Origin of the sequence: Cyanobium sp. Lug-B, assembly GCF_024345635.1 — a bacterium.
In the GTDB taxonomy this organism is placed as follows: Bacteria; Cyanobacteriota; Cyanobacteriia; order PCC-6307; family Cyanobiaceae; genus Cyanobium; species Cyanobium minutissimum.
In genome coordinates this window covers 33998-45188 of the sequence record NZ_JAGQBM010000021.1, presented here as the reverse complement: position 1 = coordinate 45188, position 11191 = coordinate 33998, and the positions used below count along the sequence as shown (strand labels likewise).

The window sequence follows — 11191 nt, the reverse complement described above, 5'->3', positions numbered from 1 at the left end:
GCGTGCCGCTGGCGCTGCCCGCCGCCAGCACCACCCACGCCGCCCGCTCCACGCCGCCACCGGCCAGCTCCACCCGCCAGCCGCCCCCTTCGGGGCGCAGGGCCACGGCCGCCTCCGCCCGCACGGTCAGACCCCGTTCGCGGCCGTCCGCCGCCAGGGCGGCCAGGGCCGATCCGGGATCGAGCTGGCCGTCGCGGCCGGAGTGGAGCCCGGCCAGCGACGGCTGGGGCAGGCCGGGTTCCAGCTGATCCAGCCGCCGCCGGTCCCAGGGCTCCAGGGGCAGGCCCAGGGCCCGCTTGCGGGCCCCCAGTGCCACGAGCCGTTCCTGCTCGTCCCCATCGGCCGCCAGCAGCAGCACCCCGGAGCGGTAGGGGATCCGATGTCCCCGCCGGGCCAGATCGTGGCGCCAGCGGCTCCAGAGTTCCAGGCTGCGCTGACGCAGCTCCCAGGCCCGGCCCCGGTCGCGGTGGAAGCTGTCGGCCATCAACACCCCGAGGGCGGCCAGGCTGCCGCTGCGCTCGGGGCCTTCGCCTGGGCCGGGGTCAGCGCCGGGGGGCTCCCCAGGAGCAAGCCGCTGGGCCGGATCGAGCAGCAGCACCGTATGGCCACGGCCCTGGAGCCACCAGGCGCAGGCCAGACCCACGATGCCGCCTCCGATCACGATGACGGAGGTGCCGGATGCGGACAACGGGGACCCGCCCGGTTCAGGAGGGGTTGCGGGGCCCGCCGCGGTGCGGATCAGGCGTCGTCGCCGCTGGCGACGGGCTGGGGCGCGGGGGTGGTGGGGGACGGGGCCGGAGGCACGGCGTTCGAGACCTTGGCTTCGGCGGCGAAGGTCTCGGCCAGGGCGATGGCCTCGGCGGGGATCACCTCGGCATAGGAGCTGAAGCCGGTGGCCACCTTGATGTAGTCCTTGCGCAGGTTCTCGCCGTCCTGCAGACGGGCGGCCTCATCGAGCTTGGCCAGGGAGGCCTTCAGCTTGGTGGCCCGCTTGGTGGCCTCGGCCCGGTCCGCCGGCAGCAGGCGCTGGTTGATGTAGAGCATCTGGCGGCCCAGATCCTGCATCGGACCGTGGATCAGGTTGCGGGTGAACACCCAGTTGCGCTCGTTGACCAGGTCGGCCAGTTCCGGCAGGCGCTCCTTCGACGCCAGGAACCCTTCGGCCTGGCGGGCGATCAGGGTCATGTCCTCCGGGCTGATCGTCGGCGGCTTGCGGGTCTGGTCACCCGAGCAGGCCACCAGGGAAAAACTCAGCACCAGGGCCACCGCAAGCAGGCTGAGGCGGCGCAGGACACCCATCAGGGAGAGGGGCGCAGGGATCGACGCGACGGCCATGGGACGGTGCAGTGACGTGGCTGGCGCCGTGACTTTACCGGCCCGACTGCGCCACGATGCAGCTTCCGACCGATCCGTTCCGGATTCATTGATGCGTTCCCCCACGGCGATCCTGCAGCTGATCTGCCCCGATCGGCCAGGGCTGGTGAGCGAACTCTCGGGCTGGGTGGCCGCCAACGGCGGCAACATCCTCCATGCCGACCACCACACCGATGCGGGGGCGGGGCTGTTCCTGAGCCGGATCGAATGGGCCCTGGAGGGGTTCGGCCTGCCCCGTGAGGCGATCGTTCCGGCCGTCGCGGCCCTGGCGGGGCGCCTCGGCGGCGAAGGCCAGGTGCATTTCTCCGATGCCCTGCCCCGGGTGGCGATCTTCGCCAGCCGCCAGGACCACTGCCTGGTGGACCTGCTCTGGCGCACCCGCTCCGGGGAGCTGCCGATGCAGGTGCCCCTGGTGATCTCCAACCACCCCGACCTGGAGGCGCTGGCGGTCGATTTCGGTGCCCGCTTCGTCCATCTGCCGGTCACGGTGGCCACCCGCCCGGAGGTGGAGCAGGCCCAGCTGGCCCTGCTGGAGGAGGAGCGGATCGAGCTGGTGGTGCTGGCCAAGTACATGCAGGTGCTGAGCCCCGCCTTCCTGGACCGCTTCTCCCAGGTGATCAACATCCACCACTCCTTCCTGCCGGCCTTTCAGGGGGCCCAGCCGTACCACCGGGCCTGGGAGCGGGGGGTCAAACTGATCGGCGCCACGGCCCACTTCGTCACCGAGGAGCTGGATGGGGGGCCGATCATCGAGCAGGCCACCATGCACGTGGGCCATCGCGACGAGGTGGAGGACCTGATCCGCAAGGGCCGCGACACCGAACGGCTGGCCCTGGCCCGGGCGGTGCGCCTGTTTCTGCGGCGACAGGTGATGGTCTACAGGGGCCGAACCGCCGTGTTTGATTGAGCCGTCTCCCGGGACCCGCCGTCGGTCCTCCGCTGCCGCCACCGCTCCGGTGATCCGTTTTTCCGCCCTCGACGAGCGCCTGATGGCGCCCAAGCCGGCCGCCGCCACGCCCCTGGGCTGGCGCTGCTTCCAGCTGGGGATGGTCCTGCTGGCCAGCAGTGCCTTTCTGGCGGGTCTGGCCCTGCTGCTGGCCCTGATCCTGGGCAGCCGCCACCGCCGCCCGGTGCTGGCCGACCGGGCCAACGTGGTGCTCCTGGCGGCGGCGGTGCTGATGGTGCTGGGCTGCTTCCGGGCCGCCAGCAATGACCTGGCCTGGCTGGGGCTCGGCAACTGGCTGCCCTTCTTCTGGGGGTTCTGGGGCTTCCAGGTGTATCTGGGCACCCCCGCCGCCCGCCGCCGGGTGGCCCTGGCGGTGGTGGCCGGCACGGTGCCGGTGATCCTCACCGGCCTGGGCCAGATCTGGTGGGGCTGGAGCGGACCCTTCCAGTGGCTGGGGGGCCTGATCATCTGGCACATCAAGGCCGGCGGCAATCCGCCGGAGCGGCTGGCCGGGCTGTTCGACTACGCCAACATCGCCGGCGCCTGGCTGGTGCTGGCCTGGCCCCTGACCCTGGCGGCCCTGCTGGAGGGGGGCCTCGGCTGGCGCCGCCGGGGGGTGGTGCTGGTGATCGCCGCCGGCCTGGTGGCGGCGGTGTTCCTCACCGATTCTCGCAATGCCTGGGGGGCCCTGATGCTGGCGGTGCCCGTGGTGGCCGGGCCCGGCAGCTGGCTGTGGCTGCTGCCGGTGCTGCTGGTGGTGCTGGCGGTGATCGGCCTGTCCACCCTGCCCTGGGTGCCGGCGGCCCCGCAGGAACTGGCCCGGCAGGTGGTGCCCGAGGCGATCTGGGGCCGGCTGATCGACCTCGAGCACGGCGGCCAGCGGCCCCTGGCGATCACCCGCCTGGCCCAGTGGCAGGTGGCCCTGGGGCTGATCGCCGAACGGCCCTGGCTGGGCTGGGGGGCGGCCGCCTTCAGCATCATCTATCCGATGCGCACCGGCTTCTGGCACGGCCACCCCCACAACCTGCCGATCGATCTGGCGATGAGCCACGGGGTGCCGGTCGCCGTCCTGGTGGTGGGCCTGGTGCTGTGGCTGCTGCTCCGGGCCGGGCGGCTGGGCATGGCCGGCGGGGCCCTGTTCGACCGGGCCTGGTGGGCCGCGGCCCTGGTGCTGGTGGCCCTGCACGCCACCGACATCCCCCTCTATGACAGCCGGGTCAATGTGGCGGGGTGGGTGCTGCTGGCGGGTCTGCGCTGCTATCGCCGGCCAGCGCCTCCTGCCGATGCCTGAGCAGGGTGGCGGGCGGCAGGGGACCCTCCAGATGGGTCCAGGGCAGCACCCGCTCCTCGTCCCAGGTGGCGTGGACCACCTCCTGCCAAGGGGGCGGCGCCGGCAGGGGGACCGGCAGGTCGGCGGGGGCCGTTGCCTCCCCGGCCCGCACCGCCCGGTAGGCCGTCTTCCAGCCGCCCTGGCTGTCGTGGCGGCCGCGGGCCGCGGCGATCACCGGCGCCAGGCGCCGGTCGCTGCGGGAGAGCAGGGCCTGGATCACGCTCCAGCCGTAGCTCTCGGGGCGCAGCTCGATCCCCTTGGGCTGCAGGCGCCGGGCCAGCCGCTGCAGGCGCTTCTCCGCCTCCGGCCGCACCCCTTCCCACTGGAAGGGGGTGTGGGCCTTGGGCACGAAGGTGCTCACCCCGAGGCTCAGCCGCAGGCCCGGGGTGGCCTTCCTGAGGGCCAGCAGCAGGTCGGCGGTGGCCTCGATGTCGGCCTCCTCCTCGCTGGGCAGGCCCGCCATGCCGTAGAGCTTCAGGCCGCTGAGGCCCCCTTCCTTCGCGTAGCGGGCCGCCGAGAAGATCTCCTCGCCGGCCAGCTTCTTGTTGACCACCCGGCGCATCCGTTCGCTGCCGCTTTCAATCGCGATCGTCAGTGACTTGCTGCCTCGCCGGGCCAGGATCCGCCCCAGCTGGGGGGTCACGGTGGCGGCCCGCACCGAGCTGACGCTGACCCGGGTGCCCTCGAAACGGTCCTGATCGAGCCAGGTGAGCAGGTCGGCGAACTGGGGGTGCTGGGTCACCGAGGCCCCCAGCAGGCCGAGCCGCTGGGTCACCGCCAGCCCCGTCTCCACCGCCGGGATCAGGCCGTCGTCGAGGGAGGCGGTGCGGAACGGCAGGGTCAGGTAGCTGGCCAGGCAGAAGCGGCAGAGCTCCGGGCAGCTGCGGGCCACCTCCACCATGTGGATCGAGGGCCAGGCGGCCTCCGGCGTGATCACCGTGGAATGGCTGAGGGTGTTGCCGCGCCAGGTCTGCTTGGCGATGGTGGCCGGCACCTCGGCGGTGGTGGGCTCCACCCCGAGCAGGGTGCCATCGCTGTCGTAGCGGGGTGCGTAGAGGGATGGCACGTAGACTCCGGGAACCCGGGCCAGCTGCCGCAGGCGTTCGGGCCGGGGCAGGGCGCGGGCGGCCTGGAGCGCGTCGATGAAGGCGGGCAGCAGCAGTTCACCGTCGCCCAGCAGCACCACATCGAAGAAGGGGGCCAGGGGCTCCGGGTTGGCGGTGAGCACCGGGCCACCGCCGAACACGATCGGGTCGTCCTCCCCCCGCTGGTGACTCCAGAGGGGGATGCCCTGCTGCTCCAGCAGGTCGAGCAGCACCGGTCCGTCCAGCTCCCAGCTGAGCGAGAGGCCGAACAGGTCGCAATGGCGGTGCGGTGGGTCCCCCTGGTCGGTGAACAGCCGCCGCACGTCGAGGTCGCTGCGGCGCGCCAGGCTGGCCCACACCACCTGGTAGCCCAGGCTCGTGATCCCCACCGAATAGCTGCTCGGGAAGGCCAGCACGGTGCGCAGGGCATCCGCGCAGGGCCGGGCCGGCTCAAACAGCAGCGTTTCCTGGTTCAGGGGGGCGGTGGGACGGGGAGATCCAGCGTGTCACTTCCGGTGGCGGGCTGGCGCCTCCCTAAACTCATGCGCTATCCGACAGGCCACCATGCCCACCCTGCCCAGTTTCGTCGAGATCATCCTCGGGATCCTGGTGCTGTTCGGCGGCGGGGAACTGTTCGTGGCCGGTTCGGTCGCCCTGTCCCTGCTGCTGGGCATCCCCCAGCTGGTGATCGGCCTGACGGTGGTGTCTTTGGGCACCAGTACGCCGGAGCTGTTCGTGAGCGTGCTGTCCACCATTCAGGGGGATGCGGACCTGGCGGTCAGCAACGTGGTGGGCAGCAACATCTTCAACATCCTGGTGGTGCTGGGCGCCAGCGCGGCGATCGTTCCCCTGCGCGTCAGGAGCCGCCTGGTGCGCAGGGACGTGCCGCTGCTGCTGGGTGTCTCGATGGCCGTGTGGGGCATGGCCTCGGGGGGCCGGCTCACCTGGCAGGCCGGGGTGGCGCTGCTGTTCGCGACGGTGGCCAATCTGGTCTGGGAGATCCGCACCGCCTCGGAGGATTCCGAGGAGGACGACGACAACGAGAACGAGCGGGCCACACCGCTGGTGGCCGCCTTCAAGCTGGCGGCGGGCCTGGCCCTGCTGGTGGTCGGCTCCCAGCTGCTGGTGCGCGGGGCCACCACGGCCGCCGTGGCCCTGGGGGTGAGCCAGACGGTGATCGGCCTGACGATCGTGGCGGCCGGCACCTCGATGCCCGAGCTCGTCACCTCCGTGGTGGCCGCCTACCGGGGCAAGGCCGACCTGGCCATCGGCAACGTGGTAGGCAGCAACCTGCTCAACCAGATCGTGATCCTGGGGCTCTGCGCCGTGGTGGCCGGCGGCAAGGGGCTGGCGGTGGATCCAGTGATGATTAACCGCGATCTGCCGATCATGGTGGCCACCACCCTGGCCTGCCTGCCGATCTTCTGGACCAACGGGGTGATCTCACGCCTTGAGGGCTGGATTCTGCTGGGTCTCTATGTGCTCTATCTGGTGGAGCAGGTCCTGGCCTCCACCGCCGGCGGCGAGATCGTCGACAACACCTACCGGTTCGTGGTGCTGGTGGCGGTGCTGCCCCTGCTGATGGTGTTCCTGGTCTGGCAGGTGCTGCGCTGGAAGCAGCAGCGCAAACTCCTGGCCGTTCAGGGCGGCGAATAGCAGGACGGCAGGCCTGGCTGGTGTGAGTCACGCCGATAGGCCCTTGGGGTCAGCGGCGGTAGCGTTTTGCCATGGTTTCCGCCTTCGCACAGCCGTTCGTGCCGCCCGCTGGCACCTGTTCGGCGAGGTGGCCCGCGAGAGGAAGGGTGCTCTATGTCGCCGGCTGAGGACGCGGCGCTGCTGGAGGCCGAACTCGACCGCTGCGAGCGGGCTGTGGCGGGGCTCGGTTGACCGGCCAAGCAAGCGGGCGCCCGAGGTTCAACCTGTCCTTGGATGGAGTGTTAACCGGTGGCCAGGGTTGGCCAAGGCAGCAGGGTGTTTCTGCGGGTCTGCCTAAGTTGCCGGAGTTACGTGGCGCTGAGAGGTGAAGCCAGGCCATGTCAAGGGTTTGGTGGCGTTGCCCTCAGAGCAACGCGCTTTTATGCTTCCCAAGGCTGAAAGCTTGGGACTTAGATGGTTCCGCCCAAGAAGCGTTAGGCCTCAGAATTCGCCCTCCCGCCTACCCGCACGCCAAACACCTGAGCAACATCGCCTGCTATGAAGCCGCGAGAACTTGTCTTAGCCTGGGTAGAAGCCTTCAACGTCGCTGACGTCGACGCCCTGGCGGACTTCTACGCCGAAGATGCTGTCAACCACCAAGTCGCCGAGTCGCCGGTTGAAGGACGGGAAGCCATACGAGCCATGTTCAAGAGTGGTTTCGAGAATGCAGACATGACATGCATCATTGAGAACATCTTTGAAGACGGCGACTGGGCAATCCTGGAATGGAAGGACCCACTCGGACTACGCGGCTGCGGCTTCTTCCAGGTGAAGGAGGACAAGATTGCGTTTCAGCGCGGCTACTGGGACAAGCTCAGTTTTCTCCGCTCTCAAGGCCTGCCCATCCCAAGCGGCTCGTAGGCGCATGCCACTGCTGAGGCCTAACCCCTCGCTCAAGCTGACCCGCTACGGCAGTCGTCAGGGGCAGCGCAGCGCCCTTGCTCATGTTGCGCCGCGCGGCCACTACTGCCCGCCTCCGCGGGCAGCTCAGCTCAAACGGTAGGCTGGGTAAGCCTGCAAAAAGTCTAAGCGACAGTTCACTCCTAAGTCAAACAGGGGATTGTGGATGAATTATACAAAGCTGCAACAGACAATTAAAGATATCTCAAGCAAAGATCTTGAGCAGAGAAAGGGTTGGTACTCACCTGCCGCAGAAGCCTATAATTCCGCAAGGCCTAAATACCCAAGTGAACTCGTTGACAAGGTCGTCAACGCAGCTCAGCTTACTCAGTCCTCAAGAATTCTTGAAATTGGTAGTGGCCCAGGAACAGCAACGGCCTCATTTACTCAACTCGGCTGTCAAATGGTCTGTATTGAACCCAATCCTGACTTTTGCGAGTTAGCAAAAAAGAATTGCGAATCGTATCCGTCAGTAGAAGTGATCAATACATCCTTTGAGGAATGGGATCTAGAGCATGAAGCATTTGATGCAGTTCTCGCAGCAAGCTCCATGCATTGGATCCCTTCCGAGATTGGCTATACAAAGGCGAGCAGTGCACTGAAAGAGGATGGCTATTTAATCCTCTTGTGGAACAAAGAGCTGCAGCCCTGCAAGTCAATGCAGAAAGCGTTTTCGAGTTTATACCAACTACATGCGCCCTCTCTTGGCCGATACGAAGACAGGGAAACACAGGAAGACATTCTGGCTGGCCTTGGACAAATGATGCTTGACTCAGGCAGATTCCGAAACCTGGTTACAGCAACTGTTGAAACCTCGTTGACCTATACATCTGATCAATACATATCTCTTCTCAGCACGTACTCATCATATCTGAAGCTTGATCACCGCACTAGGAATGCTTTGTTTGCTGGCCTAAGACTGTGCATCTTAACGAATGGGGCCGATGAGATTCCCCTTTCGTATCTATCTACATATCATATCTCACGGAAGATGTAGAATCTTGGCAAATAGCCAAATTAACAGCCTAACATCAAGATTCAGCTGCCGGGGGCGTGAATGCCTTAAGAATACAGAGAGCCAATACCCGCCGCTGATCTAGAGCGTTCGAAGAATGTTTCGTACTTGAAGTGAGCCAGAAAGGAAGCGTTGCGTTGCAGTAGTCAGGCAGCCAAAGGTGGAGCATGGTTAAAGTAGGAGGAACACTTCACCCTTGGAGTGGACAGACTGGCGTAGAGTTCGCTGCGATTGCAGTAGTTTCTTGCCAGCCATTCAGGTATAGTGCGGAACACGCGGAAAACCGTTGACTCGCGGATTCTGGCTTTCTTGTCTAGATGGAATTCATTATTTGATTAATCACTGGAGCCTTCTTGCTTGTTGCGATAGAGGCAGTATTGAATAGAAGCGGAAGAAAGAGATCTAGGCCAACGCGTTTGCAGGCTAACCGGATGCCGACAAAGGTAGAAGTTGATATTGAGGCAAGAGACAAGTTGATATCAATGCTTGGAGGTGATAAAGATAAAGCTGAAAGACTTGTGGCGAGAATGCGATTTGGTAAAGTAGGTAGATATTCAGAAAATCACTATTGGCGAATGGCGATTAGGAAGTTAGAAGTGGAGAACAGAAATCGATGAGTCTTGTTTGATGAACACGTTTCTTGCGTGTGAGGTTTTTGCTGGTCGACTCCTCGCGCAGTTTGTCTAGTTGAGGCTCCCGTTCAGCGTGAGAACACAGGCTGAGGTGGTTTGGTTTTTGCTTGCGAGGAGTGGGTCCTCAAGCGCTGCCTGTGGAGATGAGGCGCCTTCGAGCAAGCCCCTCGATTGGGCTGGACACCGTAAGCTCTCTGCCCCCGCTGCCCAAGGGTTCTTGCTTACCACTCAGGGGCAACGTTAGCTCAAGAGTTCATTCCACCTTTCTCAGCAAATCGGAACTCCCCACCCAGTCCTTCCCTCGGTTATGAATCCCGGGAGCCAGCGAGATAGGGTATGGATTGGCCTCGAGAAAAGGACCGATGCGTGCTCCCCTCGCCCTAGCTACTGCTGGCCTTCTGGCCATCAGCCTCCCAGCTGGAGTCGGACTGGCCCAGAGCGCCATCGAGAGTCAGAGGGTCACGTTTCGAGCCGGAGCTGATTCCACCTTGCTGAAGGGCCAGCTCAAGGGCGACCAGACCATCGATTACAAACTGCGGGCCGGTGCCGGTCAGACCCTGACCGTGGAACTCAAGGGTTCCAACCCACAGAACTACTTCAACGTGATGGCGGCCGAAACCGACACCGCCCTGTTCATCGGCAGCAGCTCCGGCAACCGCTTCCGTGGCCCCGTGCCCAGCGATGGCGATGTCAGGGTGAGGATGTATCAGATGCGGCCGGCGGCGCGCCGCAACGAAACGAGCACCTACAGCCTCAAGGTGGGGATCAGTGGTGCTCCCCTCGCCCCCGTGCCCGCGTCCCGCGATGCCCTGATCCCAGGCACGCCGTACCACGCCTCTGCGGAGGTGCCCTGTGGGTCCGGCAGCAGCGGCAAGGCCGCCAGGTGCAAGGCCTCGGTGATCCGCCGGGCCAACAACAGCGCCACGGTGGTGGTGATGAACCCCGAGGGCCAGAAGCGTCAGTTTCTGTTCGTGAAGGGCAAGGCCGTCGCGTCCGATCAGCCCGAGAAGCTCTCGGTGCAGCGGCGCGGCGATGTGTCGGTGCTGGTGCTTGGGGAGAACGTCGAGCGCTACGAGATTGTCGACGCCCTGGTGGTGGGGGGGTGAGTCGCATGGACGTCAGGTGGAATGCAGCCAGAGGGTGGACTTTCTTATCAAAGGTCATCAGGCTGTCAGTGCCGGTAGGATCCTTTTTCTGACCCTCCCTCGCCTGGAAGGTGATGACGAAGCTTGATTTCGCCTGGGCGTTGACGGGTTATGTCCTGGTGAGCTTTGTCCTGTTCCTGGCCACGTCCTTCACCACGCTTGGCTGGATCCTCTACGTCCTGCTCCTCCTTCCGATCTATGCCGTGATCGTGCTTGCTCGGTGGCTTTCGCTTGGGCGGAACCATGGCGATCGCATCCGCACAAGGATCTGGATCTGGCCGGTTGTTCTGGTGCTGCAGGTTGCGGTCCTTCTGACCTCCCCGGGCAACTGCTATGGATGGAGTCAGGGTGATCGCTGCTATTCCAACCTGCAGATCGTGATGGGACAGGCCCCACGAAGCGGACCCAGCAAGCTTCCGCGCTGGAAGCCCGTGGAGAACAGCTTCCACCTGTTCATTCTGGTCTATGGGGCCTCCCTGGCTTTGGCGGTGTCCCTGACTGGAGCCAGGGAGAGGTGACGGGCCATGAAGCGTTTGATCGGCCGTCCGCCCAGTGTGTGGATCACCCAGGTCCTTTTTCTCCTCACCCTGATCGGCTTTGGGGTTGCCTTCCTGGGCGCTCTCTTCAGCTGCTTTTCGGGTGGACCGTCCCCGCGTTGCCCCGCGTCCGTCACGCCCAGTGACGTCTTGACCAGCCTCCTGGTGATCGTTCTGGCGGGGCTGACCTTCTGGGGGTTGCAGACAGGACGGCGCTACGGCCAATGGCTGGGCGCCATTCTTCTGATCGCCGCGGTGGTCGTCGGTATTTCTGACAGTCCGCTGCCCAGGGCCCTGAACGTGGTGCTGCTCTCCCTGCTCTCTGGCGGCGGCGGTCTGACGGACCCCCTCCAGGCCTGCGGCCATCCGTTTGGCGGGATGACCTACCTCTGTGGCTATTCCAGTTATGCGGCACTGGCCTGGAGGGTCATCGCCGACCTGCTCCCCTCCCTTCTTCTCGGCGTCCTGGCCGTTCGTCTGCTGTGCAGCGATGCGGCCAGAAGCTTCTTCCACCAACGAAGCAACGGGTAGCC

10 protein-coding genes and 1 pseudogene are annotated in these 11191 nt (G+C 65.4%); 8 read left to right on the top strand and 3 right to left on the bottom strand.

Translation table 11 applies throughout. The features are described 5' to 3' along the window. On the bottom strand, positions 1–688 hold a 688-nt coding region (locus tag KBY81_RS07320; RefSeq protein WP_254976095.1), incomplete at its 3' end, for an FAD-binding oxidoreductase. Between the two features lie 158 nt (positions 689–846). Beyond that, positions 847–1302, bottom strand: a pseudogene (gene psbQ, locus KBY81_RS07315) (photosystem II protein PsbQ); the annotation flags it as partial. A gap of 124 nt (positions 1303–1426) precedes the next feature. On the opposite strand from psbQ, the gene purU reads away from it, so the two are divergent. Together purU and KBY81_RS07305 are read left to right on the top strand one after the other, a co-directional pair. After that, positions 1427–2281, top strand: coding sequence for a formyltetrahydrofolate deformylase (gene purU, locus KBY81_RS07310; protein ID WP_254976094.1), 855 nt, complete (start codon positions 1427–1429; stop codon positions 2279–2281). 49 nt (positions 2282–2330) lie between these two features. Then, positions 2331–3611, top strand: a complete 1281-nt coding sequence (locus tag KBY81_RS07305) for an O-antigen ligase (RefSeq protein WP_106219731.1) — start codon at positions 2331–2333, stop codon at positions 3609–3611. On the opposite strand, the gene KBY81_RS07300 is transcribed toward KBY81_RS07305, so the two are convergent. Continuing rightward, entirely contained in the window at positions 3538–5151 is a 1614-nt protein-coding gene (locus KBY81_RS07300) for a radical SAM protein (protein ID WP_254976093.1), read from the bottom strand. The genes KBY81_RS07305 and KBY81_RS07300 overlap by 74 nt on opposite strands. A 148-nt stretch (positions 5152–5299) precedes the next feature. On the opposite strand from KBY81_RS07300, the gene KBY81_RS07295 reads away from it, so the two are divergent. The 6 genes from KBY81_RS07295 (at position 5300) to KBY81_RS07270 (ending at position 11189) form a co-directional block, all read left to right on the top strand. Next, positions 5300–6391, top strand: a complete 1092-nt coding sequence (locus KBY81_RS07295; RefSeq protein WP_254976092.1) for a calcium/sodium antiporter — start codon at positions 5300–5302, stop codon at positions 6389–6391. A gap of 537 nt (positions 6392–6928) precedes the next feature. After that, a complete protein-coding gene (locus KBY81_RS07290; RefSeq protein ID WP_254976091.1) occupies positions 6929–7291 on the top strand; it encodes a nuclear transport factor 2 family protein in 363 nt (120 codons plus the stop codon). A gap of 205 nt (positions 7292–7496) precedes the next feature. Further along, entirely contained in the window at positions 7497–8327 is an 831-nt protein-coding gene (locus KBY81_RS07285; RefSeq protein ID WP_254976090.1) for a bifunctional 2-polyprenyl-6-hydroxyphenol methylase/3-demethylubiquinol 3-O-methyltransferase UbiG, read from the top strand. 1138 nt (positions 8328–9465) lie between these two features. Then, positions 9466–10083, top strand: a complete 618-nt coding sequence (locus KBY81_RS07280) for a hypothetical protein (protein WP_254976089.1) — start codon at positions 9466–9468, stop codon at positions 10081–10083. Positions 10084–10196: 113 nt separating this feature from the next. Continuing rightward, on the top strand, positions 10197–10640 hold the full coding sequence (locus tag KBY81_RS07275; RefSeq protein WP_254976088.1) for a hypothetical protein: 444 nt from the start codon (positions 10197–10199) through the stop codon (positions 10638–10640). A gap of 6 nt (positions 10641–10646) precedes the next feature. After that, entirely contained in the window at positions 10647–11189 is a 543-nt protein-coding gene (locus KBY81_RS07270; RefSeq protein ID WP_254976087.1) for a hypothetical protein, read from the top strand. Positions 11190–11191: the final 2 nt, after the last annotated feature.

Excerpts from the sequence above, each read along its gene's own strand:
- purU (WP_254976094.1), top strand. The coding sequence starts at position 1,427 with ATGCGTTCCCCCACGGCGATCCTGCAGCTGATCTGCCCCGATCGGCCA.
- KBY81_RS07295 (WP_254976092.1), top strand. The coding sequence starts at position 5,300 with ATGCCCACCCTGCCCAGTTTCGTCGAGATCATCCTCGGGATCCTGGTG.
- KBY81_RS07290 (WP_254976091.1), top strand. The coding sequence starts at position 6,929 with ATGAAGCCGCGAGAACTTGTCTTAGCCTGGGTAGAAGCCTTCAACGTC.
- KBY81_RS07285 (WP_254976090.1), top strand. The coding sequence starts at position 7,497 with ATGAATTATACAAAGCTGCAACAGACAATTAAAGATATCTCAAGCAAA.
- KBY81_RS07275 (WP_254976088.1), top strand. The coding sequence starts at position 10,197 with ATGACGAAGCTTGATTTCGCCTGGGCGTTGACGGGTTATGTCCTGGTG.
- KBY81_RS07270 (WP_254976087.1), top strand. The coding sequence starts at position 10,647 with ATGAAGCGTTTGATCGGCCGTCCGCCCAGTGTGTGGATCACCCAGGTC.